We start from the raw sequence: 17,732 nt of genomic DNA on the forward strand, positions 1-17,732 counted from the left end.
GTTGACTGATCGCGTCGCTGATCAAGCCGCGATCGAGTGCGCTGCGATAACGTTTCGCAGTGAGATCTCATGATGCCCTCAGTCCCATGCCAATGGCACGAAAATTGATATCGTCCTCGCGACGACATCGGCTGGACTAGCCTGGCAGCATGGTGATGGGCGTGGCAGGCAGCGCCTGTTGCAACAGCCAGGCATGTTCGTACGACAAGCGCATGCTCCAGCCTTACTGCTCTCATGCGCAGCTTGCCGGACCCATCCTGGAGTCGACCATGAAGCCTGCCCTCGCGCGCTCGTTCGCGCTCACCGCCTTATTGCTGCTTCCATCGCTGGCATCGCACGCGCAGGACAAAACGACGAACGAGCAAGGCACATTTGTGCTTTACAAGTTCGCCAAAGCCATCGGCAAGGAGACCTACACCCTTGCTGATGAGCAAGGCCTGCTGACGCTTCGCTCGGACTTCAAGTTCAATGACCGCGGCACCGACGTGCCGCTGAAAACGGTTTATACGGCGACCGACATTGTTCACCCCGTCTCGCTGAGGAGCGAAGGGCGATCGTCTCGACATTCACCGATGAACGATGCGTTTTCACTCGACGCGAAACAGCAACGTGTCGTGCTGGTGCGCGATGGCAAGACGACGGACTATCCGGCCAGCGCCGACACCTTTCTAGTCGATGGCTATTCGCCCGTCGCCATGCAGCAGATGCTGATGCGCTTCTGGATCGCCCGCGGCAAGCCCGCGCAAATCGCCACCGTGCCTGATGCCAGCATTCATATCGAACCGGGCAACGATCTTACGGTCAGCGTCAATGGTCAGCCCACAACGCTGCATAGCTATATCGTCAACGGCCTGATCTGGGGCGCCGAGACGGTGTGGCTGGATGACGATCAGCGACTTGCCGCCGTGGTAACGACGGATGCCGAATTCGACCACTTCGAAGCGGTTCGCGAAACGTACGCGGCCTCGCTTGCCCAGTTCATCCAGCAGGCGGCCAGCAATAATCTGGCGGCGCTGGCGCGATTGACCGCCGCGGCCAAGCATGCCACTGGAAAGCGTCTTGCCATCACCAATGCCACCCTTATCGACGGTACCGGGGCCACGCCACGCCGTGTCGCCGTGGTGTACGTGGAAGGCGGCCGGATCAGCAAGATCATGGCATCGGGTTCGCTGCCCCAGGCCTCTGACAAGCTGGATGTGATTGACGGCAGCGGGAAATACCTGATGCCCGGATTGTGGGACATGCACGCGCACTACGAGCAAGTGGAATGGGGCCCCATCTATCTGGCGGCCGGCGTGACCACGGTGCGCGACTGCGGTAACGAGTTCGACTTCATCACCACGGTTAGAGATGCCGTGCAATCCGGGCGTGGCATCGGGCCCAGGCTGCTGATCGCCGGCTTGGTCGATGGTACCGGTCCCATCACGCTTGGCGCCGTCACTGCCGATACGCCCGAGCAAGCACGCGAGGTCGTTCGGCGCTACAAGAACGCCGGCGCGGTACAGATCAAGATCTATAGCAGCATGAAACCCGACTTGGTGCCGGTGATCGCCGATGAGGCGCACAAGCTCGGTTTGACGGTGACCGGCCACGTGCCCGAGGGCATGACCACTGAGCAGGCGGTGGTTGCTGGCTACGATGGCATTAATCACATCAGCTTCGTCAGTCGCGATCTGTTGCACATGGAGCGCGGCAAGCCGGTACCGCCGATCGACTTCACCTCACCGGATGCAAAGCAACAGCTGGCGCTGTTCAAATCGCACCAGACGGTGTTCGACGACACTATCGTGCTGTATCAGACCTTGTCGCGTTCCAGCGCCACGCCGCTGGAAACACTGGAGCCGGGCATCACCCATGTGGCTTCATCCTTGGCCGCAGCGTTGAACGCGTCAGGCGCGCCTCCCGCCAAGGCAGCTGATTTTGCCCAGCGTTATGCCGCAGTCCTGGCCACCCTGCGCGAGCTGCATCGGCAAGGCCTGACCATCGTCGCCGGTACCGATCAGGACGTTCCGGGTTATTCCTTGCACCGCGAGCTGGAAATCTATGTGCAGGCCGGCTTCACCCCGATGGAGGCATTGCAGGCGGCGACTAGTGTCCCGGCGCGCGTCCTCAAGCTGGACAAGGAGCTAGGTACCCTGCAGGTAGGCAAACGCGCGGATATGCTCTTGCTGGATGCCGACCCCTTGGCCGATATTCGCAATACGCGCCGCATTGCCAAGACGATTAGCGGTGGCGTGGTCTATGACCCGGCTCCACTGTGGCAGTCGGTTGGCTTCAAACCCTAAACAGAGAGGGCTGCCCAGGATGGCCGGGCGGCCCGTCAAGCGGTTGTCGTATTCGGCGTGTCAGCTGACCGCGTAGGCTAGGATGTTTTTAAGCAAGGGCGAGTTGTCTCGATAGCGCCAAATCAGCGATACCCCTGGCTCGGTCGCTACGAGGTGCGCGATCACGGCGAGTGATCATGTGCTCTGGTCATTGGCCTTACTCGATAAGGTCCAGTCGTGGTGCGGTATTTACATCGGGGATGGCGCGGGTTTCGGTCGGGGATTGCGTATAAGCCACCGTGTTCTTGAAGGGCTTGGCCCCTGCTAAGGGCAGTCGGTGCCGAGCAGCAGCATGCTCCGCACCAGACGTTTGCGCCGCGGAGCGCAACGCCTGACTGGCCTGTTGGCGCGTGCTTCCGGCATGATTTGAACTCCCCATCGTCAGGCCGACCTCGATGCGTTTATGGCGTGATATCTCACTGTCCGCGGTGATGGCTGGTTTCGTCGCCGTGCTCGTCGGCTTTACCAGCTCCGCGGTGATCGTGTTCAAGGCAGCGCAAGCCGCCGGCGCTTCAGAGGCGCAGACCGCATCGTGGATGTGGGCGTTGGGGCTTGGCATGGGGCTGACCTGCATCGGCCTTTCACTGCGCTATCGCGTACCGGTGGTGACGGCCTGGTCCACCCCAGGGGCGGCGATGTTGATCAGCAGTGTTGCCGGCCTGTCCTTGCCGGAAGTCATCGGCGCATTCCTGTTCAGTGGCTTGCTGCTCACCGTGTTTGGCTTTACCGGTTGGTTCGAGCGTGCGATGGGGCGCATGCCGATGGCGCTGGCCTCCGGCATGCTGGCTGGCGTATTGCTGCGTTTTGGGCTGGATGTATTCACGGTCATGCAGCATCGCTTTGCCTTGGTGATCGCCATGTTCATCAGCTGGCTGTTAGCGCGGCGCTGGCTACCGCGATACGCGGTGATGGTTTCGCTAGCCATCGGCATCGGTGTGGCGGCGATGCAGGGCTTGTTGCATCTGGGCGAACTGCATGTCGCCTTGGCCCGGCCGATATTTGTAATGCCGCAATTCACCTGGGCGGCAATGGTCGGTGTCGCGCTGCCCTTGTTCGTGGTGACGATGGCCTCGCAAAACGTGCCGGGTGTGGCGATCTTGCGCGCCCATGGTTACACCGACACACCGATCTCGCCGCTCATCGGTTGGACCGGCTTGACTACGCTGCTGTTGGCGCCCTTCGGCGCCTATGCGCTCAACCTGGCCGCCATCACCGCGGCCATTTGCATGGGCCGCGACGCCCACGAAGATGCACGCCGTCGTTATGTAGCCGCCATCGCCGCCGGGTTTTTCTATCTGCTGATCGGCCTGTTCGGCGCCACGGTTGCGGCCTTGTTCGCTGCTTTGCCGAAGGAGCTGATCATGGCAATTGCCGGTATTGCGCTATTCGGCACCATCGGCAACGGTCTTGCGGCGGCGCTTGGCAAAGAAGATGGTCGCGAGGCTGCCCTGGTCACCTTTCTGGTGACTGCCTCGGGCCTGACCCTGCTCGGTATCGGCTCCGCCTTTTGGGGGCTTATGGCGGGCTTGGTGACCCTGGGCGTGATGCGATGGAAAGTCATGGCGCCGGCGATTTGATGGCAGCTGGTTGAGCGGGAATCCATGACGGTCGACACACCAGCTGGTTGCAAGCCATGTCTGCTGGGGCGGCGCGCAGGCTATGGGCGCAATGTTGGCGCGCATAGCCGAGGGCGTCGTAAGTTTTTTCTTACTCGGAAACATGGCAGAAGAGACACGGACAAGTAACGAACGCCGGCCATAGTGAGCCGCCCAATGGCGGGCGCTTAAGGCGATATCTCCATGAAAAGAAAGTATGTAGCGGCAACGGCTGCCGCACTGCTTATCGCTTCGACATGTTCAACCGGCGCGGTTCTGGCCGCGGCAAATTCCAGTGCAAACCTGCTGGCAGGCGGTGATGGCGAGGCCGCCGCATGTACCTCCGATTGGAACGCGGTGACCACGGTGCCGGGCTGGACGGTGCTTCAAGGCAATCCAAGTGTGGTGTGTTACTCGGCGGCTACGTTCGCGACCCCCGCAAGCCCTGCACGCGGCAATGCCTTTATTGCCGATGGTCCCTATGGCGACTCGGCGTTGAGCCAGCGGGTCGATGTGTCGGCTGCGGCCGCAGCGATTGATGCGGGGACGACGACGTACACACTTTCTGGCTGGTTGGGTGGCTATGGAAGCTACAGCGCCCATGCCGTGCTGAGCGCCAATTTCCTCGACGCCAATGGCGCCCCGCTGGGAGACACCGCGACGGTACCTACGGTGACCGCCGCCGACCGTGGCAATAGCAATGCTTTTCTGGCGCGTTCGATCAGTAACGTCGTGCCCGCAGGGACTCGCGCCATCTCGGTGTTGCTGCGTTTTGTCGATACCGGTGCGTCGTACAACATCGGTTATGCCGACAATGTGTCGCTGACGCTATCCACCCCGTTGCCGGTGGCTGCGTTGAAGCCTCCGGTATCGACGGTGCCTGCTTACGATCATGTCTTCGTGGTGATGATGGAGAACACCAATTACGGCCAGGTCATCGGTGACAGCGCCGATGCACCCTTTATCAACAGCCTGGCGAGTAAAGGCACGCTGCTGATGAATGCGAGCGGCACCTATCACCCCAGCGATGAGAATTATCTGGCTATCGCCGGCGGCGACAACTTCGTCCAGGGTGCGATTTACTACCCGAATATCCATGTTGCCTCGGCCCATCTTGGCGACCGCCTCGAAGCGGTCGGCAAAACCTGGAAGGCCTACGAACAAGGCATGGGTACACCGTGCAATACCAACAAGAATTACGATTCCTACTACGGCGCCGATGACGCACCGTTTATCAACTTCACCAATATCAGTAGCAATCCGACGCGCTGCCAGGCACATCTGGTCGATCTAAGCCAACTGAGCAACGATTTGCAGGCCACCGCCAGCACGCCGAACTTCGCTTGGCTGGCCGCGGACGATTACTACGACGGCGAGGCCTCCGGGAACGGCTCATCGACCAGCTTGCAGGTACAAGACGGCTGGTTGAAGCAGACCTTGCAGCCGATTTTCAATGCGCCGGCATGGACTCATCAGCATTCGCTGTTGGTGCTCACCTGGGACGAGTCCTCATCGTATACCGGCAACCACATCGCAACGATTCTGGTGGATTCGCAGGGTGCCGTAAGGGCCGGTTACGGCAGTGCCGCCAGCTATAACCACTTCAGCGTGGGCCGCACGATCGAACAGGCCTTGGGTCTTGCTGCGCTGACCGCCAATGACACCTACGCTACGCCGATCAACGATGCATTCTCGCCGGCCGCACCGCCGCCGTTGACGCCGACGCTGTCTACCGCGACGCCGGTGGTGCCGCAAGGCGCCAACGTGGTGCTCGATTATGCGACCACCGGCGCACAGCTGAGCGCGACCAATTGGGTGGGCATCTACAGCGACGGTAATACGCCCGGCGTGCAATCGTCCACCGCTTGGCAATACGTCCCGACCAGTTATGGACAGGCCGCGTTCAACACGTCCAATTTGGCGCCCGGCCATTACACCGCGTGGTATCTGCAAAACGATGGCTACGGGGTATTGAGTGGCCCAGTGAGTTTCAACGTATCGCCTTGACGGTCGACGCGGCATCGCATGCTTCGTCGTCATGATTGCAGCTCACCCAGTGCTTTCATGGTCAATGCCAAGGAGCGTCGCCTTCGGGCGGCGCTCCACCTGCTAATTCAAGCTACGTCGAGTAGATGCGGTGATGCCGATAGATTGGCGCTCACTGATCTACGCTCCGCACTTCTGCAAAATTTTCTCCCGCTCTTGCTTATGCACGCTTGCATAGGCTGCGGGCATGACTTGCGTACATGCCCGACATGCTGTCGCGATCGCGGCAGGATTCCAGCGCTTATAGATTTGCTTTCTTGGTGTTGAAGCGCCGCACCGTTTGCATGAATTGCATATCCATGTATTGGCATGACGATGCTGTGATCATCGTGATGTTGTGTAGTCGACGTGAACATTGTTTGGGGCGCCATGCCCCAGCTCTTCAGCATGCTGTCTGGGCTGTTTGTCGCGCTCGATGTCCTTGCCGTGAAGGGCGAGTGAATATGTCTAGAGCGTCACAATCCATGGCGCCTGATACGACTTGCCCCATCGATCTACTGGGGGGAAAGGCGCAGTCTTCGTTTGTAAGAAATGACCCCTAAACCCCGGGGCAAGTCGCCGATGTCGTGAAAATTAGGCGATGACGGCGACCGACATCAGTGCGGGTTTTTGTTCACCCTCGCTATCCGCTTGTTCCATGCACTAAGGCATGGGCTTCTCTTTCGCTGCTGCAGTCGCAGTGAACGTGGGGCCTGACGACTCCGCCCATGCTTGTCGTCACTGCCACGAAACATCGCATGATGATTTTCATCATTTAACTCTTGGAGAGCAGACGATATGAATACAGCAAAGCATGCACGTCGCTTTTTAGAAAAAAGTCACCTTGTCGTGGCCATGGCTTTGGCCATCGGTGCGCAGGGAGCGGTTATGGCAGCTCCGGTGCAGGATGCAAGCGTGATGGCCGGTAGCGTATCTGGCACGCAGGCATTCAATGGCATGGCGGCGGCAATGCGGCCGAGTAACGTGTCAGCCAAGCTTGCTCATGCCAAGGCTAGCTTGGTGAGTCAGTTGGCGGCCGATAAAACATTGTATGTGACCTTGAATCTGCCGCTGCGCAACGAATCCGAAATGGATGCCTTTTTGCAGCAGCTGCAAGACCCCACCAGTAGCAACTATCAGCAATACCTTAGCCCCGAAGAGTTCTCGGCGCGCTTCGGCCCGACCCAGGCTGATTACGCCAAAGTGCTGGCCTGGGTGACCAAACATGGACTGAAGATTTCAGAAGCGCCTGCGAATCGGCTCGTGGTGAGCATTCAAGGCAATGTGGATGCGATCAACAAAGCGTTTCACGTCACCTTGAATCAGTACAGCAAGCAGGGCGATCACCGGGTGATTTATGCGCCGAGCCAGGAGCCGGCGACCGATATAGGTATTCCGATCCTGTCGGTTTCCGGTCTGGATAATATCAATCCACCCGAGTCACGCATTCTCCATCCGAACGTCGCGGCAAGTCGCGGACACGTCGTGAGCAAGGCCGGCGGTTCGGGTCCGCAGGGCAATTTCACGCCACATGACATCCGCCTTGCTTATTACGGCACGGGTCCGTTGACCGGGAAAGGCCAGACCGTTGCCATTTATAGCAATGCCGGCTTGGGTACCAAAGATCTGGACGTCTTTTACAAGACCATTGGCGCGACCCGGCCGGCCGTGCCGATTACCAAGATCCCGGTCAATGGATTTGTCGATGACAATTCGACCAATAGCAACGGCGAGGACGAGAACATTCTGGACATCACCAATGTCCTCGGCGTGGCCCCGGGCCTGAAGCAGATTCTTTTCTACGAAGGCGATCGCCAATCCATCTCGGCGATCCTCAGCAAGATCGCCTCGGACAACAAGGCCAAGGTGGTCAGCAATTCATGGATTTACGAGGAGGATGACACCCGGATCTTCAAGGAATTCCAGGCGCAGGGGCAGACCTTCATCAACGCCAGCGGCGACGAGGGTGCCTACAACGCCGACACTTATGGACAGCCGTCTGAAAATCCGGAAATCCTCAACGTTGGCGGTACCTCGTTGGCTACCACTAAACCCGGCGGCGCGTGGAAGGCCGAGACCACGTGGAGCGGCAGCGGCGGTGGTTTTTATGCGGCGACCGGATACTTGATTCCCAGTTACCAGAAGCTGAAAAACGTCGTCAACGCCACCAACAAAGGCTCCAAGAAGTACCGCAACGATCCGGATGTGGCGCTGGAGGCTGACTTCGACAATATCTCCGTTCAAGACGGAACGCCCGAGTACGGCGTCGCCGGGACCAGCTACGCCGCGCCTCGTATGGCAGGCCTTATCGCACTGGCCAACGAGAAGGCGCTAAGCAAAGGCCAGGCGGTGGTCGGGTTTATCAATCCGAAGCTTTACAGCATGGGCGTAGGCACATCCTCCTCAAAGCTGTTTCACGACATCAACACCGGCAACAACGCTGCTGCCGACGGGCAGGGCCCAAGCTTTAACGCGGTGAATGGTTTCGATCTGGCAACGGGTTGGGGCAGTGTGATCGGCGCCCAGTTCATCGATACCTTGATCGCCAAGTAATTCGTGGCTTGGTGCACTTGTTGATGCAACGGCACCTCCCGTTCGGAGGTGCCGTTGCGGACTTCTTGGGTGGCATCGAGCCGTTAGCGCATGCCGCCGGAGGCGATGATGGTTTCGCCAGTTAGCCAGCCGGCGTCGGACGAGGCCAGGAAGACGGCGAGCGGGGCGATGTCCTGCGGTTGACCCAGTCGACCAAGCGGGGTCTCGGCAATCATATGCTGCTCGAACTCGCTGCCGATGACGCCGGCGGCATGGGCGCCTTCGGTTTCCACACCGCCCGGATTGATCGAGTTCACGCGGATGTGTTTGGGGCCAAGCTCTTTAGACAGTACCTGGGTGATCGCATCCACCGCGCTCTTGGTTGCGGTGTAGACAGCGGTTCCAGCAGGGGCCTTTTTGCTGATGACCGAGCCGATGTTGATCACGCTGCCACCGTCGGGGCCGAAGTGTTTCACTGCCTCTTGGGTAGCCAGCAGCAACCCCAGGACGTTGATATTGAAGTGCCGATGAAAATCTTCTTCGGTGATCGCTTCAATCGGCGCAAATTGATAGACGCCGGCGTTATTGACCAGTACATCCACGGCACCGAAGGCCTGCTTGGTTTCCACGAACAGCCGCTGCACATCCGCGGCCTTCGATACGTCACCCTGCACCGCCAGCGCCTTGCCGCCCTGTTTGACGATCTCGGCCACGACGCGATCGGCGCCTTCCTGGCTGGACGCATAGTTCACCACCACGGCGGCACCTGCGGCGGCCATACTCTTCGCGATCGCGGCGCCAATGCCCTTCGATGCACCGGTGACCACAGCCACTTTGCCAGTTAATTTGCTCACGGTTTTCTCCAGTCTCGCTTGTTGATAGTTAGACGCTTGTAGAAGTGTCTAACGTACAAGGGGGCGAAAGCCACGGATTCAAGGGCCGTGAGGTCAGATTTTTGAGAGTCGTTCCAGGTAGGCGTTCAAGACCGGGCGCTGAAGTACCAGATAAGCAAACTTTCCTTCACGCACGATCTCGATCAGGCCGGCTGTTTCCAGCTCTTTCACATGATGGGACAGCGTGGCCGCGCTGACCGAGTGGGCTTGCTGCAAGACAGTGCAAGGGGTGGACTGCGTGCATTCGCCGATCTGCTTCAGTATCTGATAGCGGCGGGGCTCGGCCAGAGCCCGGGCAATCAAGCCAAATTGCCGGTCGGTCAGATGAAATGGCGTGGCGGTGGCCATGATTCCAGATTACCAAGGGGGTTCGGCGGCGAAGCGCATGAAGGTGACGAGTGCGCCGGACCTGGTCGCGGCAAGGCGCATTCTAGCTCGATTCGCTGTCGCTGCTCGCGCAGTGCTGGCGCTATCGCGGCCATGCCTGCGATCCCTTCACCCGGCGATGGACCTGGAACTCGACCAGCCTCCAGGCATGAGCTGCTTGCTGCCAAGCCAGAATACACAGGCCAATGCGCTGATCGCGGCTCCCAGCAGGCATACGCCGTTCCAGCCGGCATAGGCATAAACCATGGTCGAGCTGATGGCGCCTGCGCCGCTGCCAACGGCATAGAACATCATGTAGCACCCGACCAGGCGGCTGTGCGCTTCGGGGCGAACACGGAAGATCATGCTTTGATTGACGACGTGGATGGCTTGGCCGCCCAGGTCAAGGGCGATGACCCCGACGATCAAGGCCCACAACGCATGTGAGGTGAACGCGATAGGCAGCCACGAGGCGAGCAGTAGCAGTAGTGCCGCGCCGGTCACCCATTGGCCCAGGCCGCGGTCGGCGAGCTGCCCGGCACGCGCGGCAGCCAGCGCCCCGATGGCGCCCACCAGGCCAAACGAACCAATCATCGTATGCGAGTACGAATAAGGCGGTGCGCCGAGCGGAAACACCAGCGAGGTCCAGAACACGCTGAAGGCGGCAAACATCAGCATGGCGATGACGCCGCGAATTTGCAGTACTCGCTCATGCCGAAGCAAGGCGAACATGGAGCGCAGCAGTGGCAGGTACGCCAACGGGGTTTGACTGGCTTGCTGCGAGGGCAGCATGCGTGCCAGGACCGCGATCATCAGCACCGCCAGCAGGCCGGATACGGCATACACCGAGCGCCATCCGGCGAGGTCGGTGAGCCAGCCGGCCAGGGTTCGGGCAAGCAGCAAGCCGATCACCACGCCACCCTGGGCGGCCCCGACCACGCGGCCGCGTTCGGAGGGCGTCGCCATGGTTGCGGCGAATGCGATAAGCCCCTGGGTCATGGCAGTGCCCAGCATGCCCACGGCTAGCATGCCGGCCAGCAATAGCGGTTTACTGGAAGCGAAGCACAGCGAGATCAGTGCCAGCGCCAACCATGCCAATTGCACCAGCATCAGCCGGCGGCGATCCAGCAGGTCGCCTAGTGGGACGACGAAGATCAGTGCCAGGGCAGAGCCGATCTGCGTGGCGGTCATCACCATGCCCACCGACGCATGGCTGATATGGAAATCGCCAGCGATGGCGTCAAGCAGTGGCTGGGCGTAATAAACGTTGGCCACGCTCAAGCCGCTGGCGACGGCGAACATCATCACGGTCGAGCGCGGCATGCCGCGCTGGCCGGTTCGAAGGCTAGCGTTCACGGCGATTTCGGCTGGGGCGTTTTCTGCTGGCATGACGGACTGCTCTTGAATGGTTTCATAACGAAACCATGTCGAGGCTAGTCAGTGTGGTTTAATAATGCAACCACTTTGCCGCGATGCCCTATGAATCACCGGGCTGACTCATGTCCCAGCGCCATGCCTTGAAGGCACGGCATAGCGGGGTCGGGTCGCTGGCGATTGCCGCTGCTGATTCGCGATGCGTTAGCCAGCAGGCCGCGTGCAAGGGCGGCGGCGTGGCAGGGGTGGTGGCTGCTGCGCTGAGCTGGACGATGCCCTGGCCGCATAGGGGCAGCGAGGATGCTGGCTTGGCCAGTCCGTACAAAAAGCCCGCGTGATATCGCTCACGCGGGCCGGCTGTGTCGATGCCGAACTTAGTGCTGCTCAGCGACCAACAGGGTGAAATCCGCTACCGGTGTTCCGCGCGGGGCGTCCTTGGCGGCCACCAGGAACAGCTTGTGGGTCGTCGTGTCTAGCGCCATGGTGCGAGCGCTTTTCTGCGTCGGCAGGGTGGACAGCAGGGTGTAATGATCGGCGTCGTCTTCGCGCACGATGCTGATGCTGCCTTCGCCGTTGGAGCTGAAGATCAGTTTGCTCTGCGGGTCGAAGGTGACCGCATCAGGGCCTTTGCCGATATTCAACAATGCCACTTGGTGGCCGTTGCTGGCATCGGTAACGGCCATTTTCTGGTTGTCGCAGACCGAGAACAGGCGCTGGGTCGCGCTATCAAAGGCAAGCCCGCTGGGTGAGTCGCATGAGCTCAATGCCCAGGTGTGCAGCAGTTTGTTGCTATGCGTGTCGATATGCACGATCTGGTTTTTGTCTTCGATATTGATAAAGACATTGCCCTTGTCGTCGCTCGCCGCGAACTCGGGCTTGCCGGGCAAGGCGATGGTGGCGATTTCCTTGCCGGCGACCGGATCGATCACGCTGATGTTATTGCTGCGGCCATTCATGGTCAGCAGATGGTCGGTGGCGTTGTCGTACAAGATCGCATCCGGATTCTGCCCGCTGATCGCCAGGTTGCCGATGCTCTTAAGCGTGTCGAGATCCAGCACGCTGACGTTATTGCCACGGCCGTTGCTGACATAACCACGATGCTTGCCGGGGGCAAGGGCGACGCCGTGGGCATGCTGCATGCCGGAAATCTCGGTCAGCAATTTGCCGCTTTGCGTATCCACAACCATCACCCGGTCATCGCGTGCGATGAACAGATGGTGCGCGGCAGCGTCGATGCTGAGGTAGTCCCAGCCGCCGGTGCCGCCAAGCGGATAGTGCTGCGTCACGGCGTAGTTGGACGCTTTGGCCGCTGTCGCGGCGAGCGCAGAGATGGGGCTGGCTGATGCCGCGAGCGGAATCAGTAGGCAGGCGAGCGGGGTCAGGAGTTTCATCGCGAGTTCCGGCAGGTGGTTGGAAACGCCGGACGGGTCCGGCACCAAGTCTGCGACTAGCTTGGCATCCCGAAGATTAGGGATTGCTGTGGCTTAGCTGCGCGCTGATACGCGCAGGTGCCAGGTCACTCCGCTGGCGGCGGGGGCTGCGAGCCGTGATGAAAGCGGCGGGTAAACCGCCCCAGCAACAAAGGCAGCAGCGCCAGCAGGGCGAGCGCGGCCAGCGGCATCCAGACCTGATGTTGAAGCAGTAAGCCGAGGCCGAGCTGTTTGTTGTGACTAAGCACATCGCCAAGGCCAGCGCCAACCGAAGTTTCAAAGATCAGCATCACGGTGCCGCCCAGCCAGGTGGCGCCGATGAATAACCATAAAGGGCAGCGCAGCCAGGCCAGGCTCAACGTGACCATGCCGAATGGAATCACCGGTACAAAACGCAGAAACAACGTGTAGCTGACCGGATGCCTGGCAAAGCCATGACGCAAGCGCTCGACGTAAACCGGTGGGTGCTTGTTGCCGCCGCCGAGCGCATAGCGGCTGGCCAGATAAAGAATCAGCGAGCCCAGGGTGATGCCGATCGACGAGCACAGCGTGCCCTCGACCACCCCAAAAGCGAAGCCGCCGGCAAAGATGATCACCACGGTACCCGGTACCCCGGTCGACATCGCCAGGGTAAGCAGGCCGATAAAGACCAGCCGGCTAAGCCAGGGGTTGGCATGGATTTGCGCATGCAGCTGATCTTGATGGGCGACCAGTTGCTCAGGGTGCAGCCTGTCCAGCACGCCGGAGGCAAACAATACGATGCCTGCCAGGATCAGCAGGATCAGTGGCAAGGCGGCGCGAAGCCGGCTCAATATGCCGACCCGCTCTCGCCATAGGCGGCCAGTACCAGGCGCGCTTTGTCACGCAGGATGTCGCGGCGCACGGCAATGCCGCGGCGTTCGAGCTCGCCCACCCAATCGGCGGGCAGCGGGCCTTCGTCGAACTCGGTGAGTTCTTCGACGTCTTCGGCACGGGCGCCGATAAGCAGTTCGTCGATGCCTGCCCACACCGTGGCGCCATAGCATTGGCAACACGGCTGTGAACTGGTGGCGAGAATGTAGCGTTCGCCGGTTTCGTTCAGGCGAAAGCGCGACAGGCGTTGCTGCGCGGCCATATAGGCCATCATTTCGGCGTGTGCCACCGAGCAGGTTTGCGGCACCACGCGGTTGGCCGCGGCGGCGATCAGGCGGCCCTGATCATCGAACACCGCCGCGCCGAAGGGGCCGCCGGTGCCGTGGGCGATGTTTTGCCGTGACAGTTCGATCGCCAGGCCTACGCGTTCTTCATCGGTGAGATAGCGCTTGCCGGTGTCAGCGACATCGCCGATCCAGGGCGGCAGCGTGAGATGAATTTGTAGCGGCAACATGCCCATTAGCCTGCCTGTTTCGTCCATGTGTCGCGCAGTGTAACCGCACGATTGAATACGGGGGCATCGGCGCGATGATCGACGCGGTCGGCGACAAAATAGCCTAGCCGTTCGAACTGAAAGCGCTGCTCCGGCTCGACCTGGGCCGCGGCAGGCTCCAGCCAGCCGCGCACAATGCGCTTGGCCTCCGGGTTGATGTGCTCGATCCAGCTCTTGCCATCGCTTTCGTCATCCGGCGCGGCGACATTGAACAGCCGGTCGTACAGGCGAATCTCGGTAGCCACGCCGTGTTTGGCGCTGACCCAGTGGATGGTGCCCTTGACCTTGCGGTCGGCGCCGGGCATGCCATGGCGTGATTCGAGATCGAGGGTGCCACGCAGCTCGGTCACCTGGCCCTCGGCGTTCTTGATGACTTCATTGCATTTGACGATGCCGACGCCGCGCAGACGCACTTCGCCTTCGGGCTTGAGGCGATGAAAGCCTTTGGGCGGTACTTCTGCGAAATCTTCGCGCTCGATCCACAGCTCCGGCGCGAACGGCACGACGCGGGTACCGAAACTCTCGTCCTTGGGATGATTGGAGAACAGCAGCGACTCGTCGTGCGATGCCGGTAGGTTGGTGATGACTAGTTTCAAGGGGTCGAGCACGGCCATGCGGCGTGCCGCGGTCGCATCGAGATCCTCGCGAATGCAGCCTTCGAGTATCGCGTAGTCGATCACGCTGTTCTGCTTGCTCACGCCCAGGCGCTCGATCAGCAAGCGCAGCCCGGCCGGGGTGAAGCCGCGGCGACGCAGGCCGCGCAGTGTGTTCATGCGCGGATCGTCCCAGCCGTCGACCAGCTTCTGGTTGACCAATTCGGCCAGCTTGCGTTTGCTGGTGATGCAGTAGCTCAGGTTAAGGCGCGAGAACTCGATCTGCCGCGGTTTGTCCGGCTCGCTCTCAAAGCCGGCATCGTGCAGCGGCTGCCACAGCTCCGGGTGATTGGGCAGGTCGACCATGTCGACGAACCAATCGTATAGCGGGCGGTGATCTTCGAATTCCAGGGTGCACAGCGAGTGCGTGATGCCTTCCAGCGCGTCGGACAGGCAGTGCGCGTAGTCGTACATCGGATAGATCGGCCACGCATCGCCGGTGTTCTGATGAGTAACCTTGCGAATGCGGCGGAACAGGTCGAGGTTTTCTTCCACGCTGCGTTCACGGTATGGCGAGTTGCGGCCTGGCGAGGTCAGCGTGCCGCGATACTCGCGCATTTCTTCCGCGCTGAGGTCGTCCACATAGGCGTGGCCGTCTTCGATCAGCTTGATCGCCGCGCGGTAAAACACGTCGAAGTAATCTGAGGCATGGCGCAGGTCGTGCCAGTGGTAGCCAAGCCAGCGCACGTCGTCCTTGATGCCTTCGACAAACTCCGGGTCTTCCTTGCCCGGGTTGGTGTCGTCCAGGCGCAGATTGCACCAGCCCTTGAACTCGGCGGCGATACCAAAGCTCAGGCAGATCGCCTTGGCGTGACCGATGTGCAGGTAACCGTTCGGCTCCGGCGGGAACCGCGTGCGGATCGCATGATGACGCCCCGCAGCAAGATCGTCGCGAATGATCTGGCGGACAAAATCCCTGGGTGCATCAGCCTTCGGCGCATCGGCCGATGGGGCGTTGACAATGGCAGGCTCGGCTACGGTTTTTTCGGTCGACATCGGGTAAAGCTCATTGCACATGGGCAGAACGATGAAGTTTACCTTGTCTGTGTGAGGCTGCGGTTACCCCGGCTGCGGCTGAGCGTGTCCCAGGTATCAAAGGCGTTGCGCCGATGCCTTGGCGGCTGCTGCCATGAGCCTGGGCTCGGGGGTGCTTGCTCGGCGCCGGTATCGGCGTTAGCGTGCAGCTCATGCGCATCGCCTATCGAGCGGAAACTCTGATCGACGCCCATCTGGTAAAGGATGCGCTGGAGCGCGAGGGTATTCCGGCGTTCATCTCGGGCGAATATCTCACCGGTGCGGTGGGCCAGCTGCCGGCGCTGGACTACGTAGCCGTCTTGGTGCCCGAATCGAGCCAGGCTGCCGCTGACGCGGTGGTGCGTGGGGTCGAGCTGCAACTGGTCGAGGCACGTGCGGCATTGAGCGGCTACGACGATGGCCTGCCGTCGTCCCTGCTCGACTACGGTTGATCGCCACCGTGGCTGCGCCGATGAGCGGCTGACCGCGGTGCGCCTTGGCCTGTGGCTGCCGGCGCGATGACGCTGTCGAGCGCGGAATCCTTGTGGCGCAGGACAGGGCGCCGCCGGCTATCTGCTGTGTAGAAGGTGCGGCTATTCCAGCGGCCAGCGGTCGCTAACGATCGGCTTGGCTTGATACGAGCCTTGGGCGGTATCCTGCTGGGGCCCGGCGCGTGCCGCGACCGGTTGATATCAGTGAGCCCATCAAGCATGAGTCAAGTGAAGAAACAGATCGAGGCGCTGATCCGCGCCGTGCCGGATTTCCCCAAACCGGGTGTCGTATTCCGCGACATCACTCCGTTGCTGGCCGATGCCGGCGGTTTTGCCCGTTGCATCGATGCCATGGCTGAGCCTTGGCAGGGCAGTGGTGTGCAGGCGGTATGCGGTCTCGAATCATGCGGTTTTATTTTTGGCGCAGCGCTGGCGCAGAAGCTGCACGCCGGCTTTGTACCGTTGCGCAAGCCGAATAAATTGCCGCCGCCGGTGATCGCGGTGGATTACGCGCTTGAATACGGCAGCGATCGGCTTGAGGCCCGCAACGACGCGTTGAAGCCAGGCGAACGCGTACTGTTGGTCGATGATGTGCTGGCAACCGGCGGCACGCTGGCGGCGGGGCGGGTGTTGATCGACAAGCTGGGCGGGGTGTTGGTCGGTGCTGGTGTGGTGATTGAACTGGCCGCCTTGCACGGACGTAGCCGTTGGGATGGCGATGTGCCCTTGCAGGCCTTGCTGAAGTACTGATGGCGGTTCGGCATGCATGTATCTGCTGCATAGGCCTGGCGCATGTGTCCGACACGCCTGGAGATCCATGGCGATCTTGAGTGGCTGGCTGGCCGTCCCCATCTTGGGGCCACTGGATCACCATGGTCCACGACACGAGGGAGACTGCTCATGCTCGGTATCGGCGCTTGGAAACAACGTATGACGCGTCCTGAGGATGCCTTGCCTGGACGCGATACCCCGATCAAACCCGCTCATCCGCATCATGTGCATGGGCGGTCGCTATCGGCCGAGGCTTTTCCTGGCAGCGAAACGCTGCTGCTTGGCATGGGCTGTTTTTGGGGCGCTGAGCGTAAATTCTGGAGCATGCCCGGCGTGCTGACGACGGCCGTGGGTTATGCCGGCGGCTACACACCCAACCCAAGCTATCGCGAAGTGTGCTCGGGGCAGACGGGCCACGCCGAGGTGGTGCAGGTGGTTTATGACCCGCAACAAGTCGACCTCGATAGCTTGCTGCGAACCTTCTGGGAGAGTCACGATCCGACCCAGGGTATGCGCCAGGGCAATGACGCCGGCACCCAATACCGTTCAGCCATCTATACGTCCGATGAGGCTCAGCTCGTGGCGGCCAAGGCATCTGCCAAAGGCTTTCAGGCGCAGCTTGAGCGTGCTGGCTACGGCGCCATCACCACGGAGATTGCCCCGGCTGGCCGGTTCTATTTTGCAGAAGACGAGCACCAGCAGTATCTGTCCAAGCATGTCGATGGCTATTGCGGCTTGGGCGGTACCGGAGTGATCTGCCCGATCGGTTTGTCGATGGGCGCGGCTGGCGTTTGATGACGCACTAGCGCGCGGTGGCTTCCGCGCGCTCGACATAAAACAGTTCGCATGCGCCGTTGCC

At 60.8% G+C, this 17,732-nt stretch carries 15 protein-coding genes; 8 read left to right on the forward strand and 7 right to left on the reverse strand.

What is annotated here, in order from left to right; translation table 11 throughout:
• Window positions 1–269 precede the first annotated feature (269 nt).
• From OUZ52_RS10415 to OUZ52_RS10430, 4 genes are all read left to right on the forward strand, one after another.
• Window positions 270–2,285 carry an amidohydrolase family protein gene (locus OUZ52_RS10415; RefSeq protein WP_266158321.1) on the forward strand — a complete coding sequence of 672 codons (2,016 nt, stop codon included), beginning with the start codon at window positions 270–272 and terminating at the stop codon, window positions 2,283–2,285.
• Between the two features lie 434 nt (window positions 2,286–2,719).
• Window positions 2,720–3,901 carry a benzoate/H(+) symporter BenE family transporter gene (locus OUZ52_RS10420; protein ID WP_266158322.1) on the forward strand — a complete coding sequence of 394 codons (1,182 nt, stop codon included), beginning with the start codon at window positions 2,720–2,722 and terminating at the stop codon, window positions 3,899–3,901.
• A 222-nt stretch (window positions 3,902–4,123) separates the two neighbouring features.
• The gene (locus OUZ52_RS10425; RefSeq protein ID WP_266158323.1) at window positions 4,124–5,926 is read left to right on the forward strand and encodes an alkaline phosphatase family protein; all 1,803 of its coding nucleotides are present in this window, start codon (window positions 4,124–4,126) and stop codon (window positions 5,924–5,926) included.
• A gap of 906 nt (window positions 5,927–6,832) precedes the next feature.
• Complete coding sequence (locus tag OUZ52_RS10430; RefSeq protein ID WP_266158324.1) at window positions 6,833–8,497, forward strand: S53 family peptidase; 1,665 nt, start codon at window positions 6,833–6,835, stop codon at window positions 8,495–8,497.
• A gap of 83 nt (window positions 8,498–8,580) precedes the next feature.
• Here the strand turns inward: OUZ52_RS10430 and OUZ52_RS10435 are convergent, their stop codons facing one another.
• The 3 genes from OUZ52_RS10435 to OUZ52_RS10445 form a co-directional block, all read right to left on the reverse strand.
• A complete protein-coding gene (locus OUZ52_RS10435; protein ID WP_266158325.1) occupies window positions 8,581–9,330 on the reverse strand; it encodes an SDR family NAD(P)-dependent oxidoreductase in 750 nt (249 codons plus the stop codon).
• Between the two features lie 93 nt (window positions 9,331–9,423).
• Complete coding sequence (locus OUZ52_RS10440) at window positions 9,424–9,717, reverse strand: ArsR/SmtB family transcription factor (RefSeq protein ID WP_266158326.1); 294 nt, start codon at window positions 9,715–9,717, stop codon at window positions 9,424–9,426.
• A gap of 147 nt (window positions 9,718–9,864) precedes the next feature.
• Window positions 9,865–11,091 carry an MFS transporter gene (locus tag OUZ52_RS10445; protein WP_266158327.1) on the reverse strand — a complete coding sequence of 409 codons (1,227 nt, stop codon included), beginning with the start codon at window positions 11,089–11,091 and terminating at the stop codon, window positions 9,865–9,867.
• 143 nt (window positions 11,092–11,234) lie between these two features.
• On the opposite strand from OUZ52_RS10445, the gene OUZ52_RS10450 reads away from it, so the two are divergent.
• Window positions 11,235–11,447, forward strand: coding sequence for a hypothetical protein (locus OUZ52_RS10450; RefSeq protein ID WP_266158328.1), 213 nt, complete (start codon window positions 11,235–11,237; stop codon window positions 11,445–11,447).
• A gap of 36 nt (window positions 11,448–11,483) precedes the next feature.
• Here the strand turns inward: OUZ52_RS10450 and OUZ52_RS10455 are convergent, their stop codons facing one another.
• The 4 genes from OUZ52_RS10455 to OUZ52_RS10470 all read right to left on the reverse strand — a co-directional run bounded on the left by OUZ52_RS10455 (window position 11,484) and on the right by OUZ52_RS10470 (window position 15,593).
• Entirely contained in the window at window positions 11,484–12,500 is a 1,017-nt protein-coding gene (locus OUZ52_RS10455; protein ID WP_266158329.1) for a YncE family protein, read from the reverse strand.
• Window positions 12,501–12,625: 125 nt separating this feature from the next.
• Window positions 12,626–13,351, reverse strand: a complete 726-nt coding sequence (locus OUZ52_RS10460; protein WP_266158330.1) for a TVP38/TMEM64 family protein — start codon at window positions 13,349–13,351, stop codon at window positions 12,626–12,628.
• A complete protein-coding gene (locus tag OUZ52_RS10465) occupies window positions 13,348–13,905 on the reverse strand; it encodes a nucleoside deaminase (protein WP_266158331.1) in 558 nt (185 codons plus the stop codon). Before OUZ52_RS10465 ends, OUZ52_RS10460 begins: the two co-directional genes overlap by 4 nt.
• Window positions 13,906–13,910: 5 nt before the next feature.
• A complete protein-coding gene (locus tag OUZ52_RS10470) occupies window positions 13,911–15,593 on the reverse strand; it encodes a glutamine--tRNA ligase (RefSeq protein ID WP_266158332.1) in 1,683 nt (560 codons plus the stop codon).
• Window positions 15,594–15,784: 191 nt separating this feature from the next.
• Here OUZ52_RS10470 and OUZ52_RS10475 point away from each other — a divergent pair, with 191 nt between their 5' ends.
• The 3 genes from OUZ52_RS10475 to msrA all read left to right on the forward strand — a co-directional run bounded on the left by OUZ52_RS10475 (window position 15,785) and on the right by msrA (window position 17,668).
• Entirely contained in the window at window positions 15,785–16,063 is a 279-nt protein-coding gene (locus tag OUZ52_RS10475; protein ID WP_266158337.1) for a putative signal transducing protein, read from the forward strand.
• A 258-nt stretch (window positions 16,064–16,321) separates the two neighbouring features.
• Window positions 16,322–16,852 (forward strand): adenine phosphoribosyltransferase, encoded by a 531-nt coding sequence (locus OUZ52_RS10480; protein ID WP_266158333.1) that lies wholly within the window; start codon window positions 16,322–16,324, stop codon window positions 16,850–16,852.
• Window positions 16,853–17,002: 150 nt separating this feature from the next.
• Window positions 17,003–17,668, forward strand: coding sequence for a peptide-methionine (S)-S-oxide reductase MsrA (gene msrA, locus OUZ52_RS10485; protein WP_266158334.1), 666 nt, complete (start codon window positions 17,003–17,005; stop codon window positions 17,666–17,668).
• Window positions 17,669–17,732: the final 64 nt, after the last annotated feature.

It is taken from the genome of Dyella silvatica, from assembly GCF_026283955.1.
GTDB lineage: Bacteria > Pseudomonadota > Gammaproteobacteria > Xanthomonadales > Rhodanobacteraceae > Dyella_C > Dyella_C silvatica.